Annotated in this window: 1 protein-coding gene; it reads left to right on the forward strand. The window is 63.6% G+C overall.

Annotated features, from left to right (window positions below; translation table 11 throughout):
* Positions 1-316, forward strand: a 316-nt coding sequence (locus EN852_RS38180; protein WP_135879860.1) for an aminotransferase class I/II-fold pyridoxal phosphate-dependent enzyme, incomplete at both ends; no start/stop codon positions are given.

A 316-nucleotide genomic window follows, 5' to 3' on the forward strand; every position in this document is an offset into this window, starting at 1 on the left:
GAAGAAGCTGCTGCCGCACGCCACCGTTGCACTGAGCAACCCGAGCTGGGAAAACCACAGCGCCGTGTTCAGCGCCGCCGGTTTCGAGGTGCTGGATTACACCTATTTCGACCCGACCACCCATGGGGTTGATTTCGAGGGCATGCTGGCCGACCTCGGCAAGCTGGAAGCCGGCACCGTGGTGCTGCTGCACGCCTGCTGCCACAACCCCACCGGTGCCGACCTCACGGTCACCCAGTGCACGCAGGTCGCCCAGCTGCTGAAGGACAAGCAGCTGTTCCCCTTCATCGACATGGCCTACCAGGGCTTCGACAAG

Origin of the sequence: Mesorhizobium sp. M2E.F.Ca.ET.209.01.1.1, from assembly GCF_004010375.2 — a bacterium.
Lineage (GTDB): Bacteria > Pseudomonadota > Alphaproteobacteria > Rhizobiales > Rhizobiaceae > Mesorhizobium.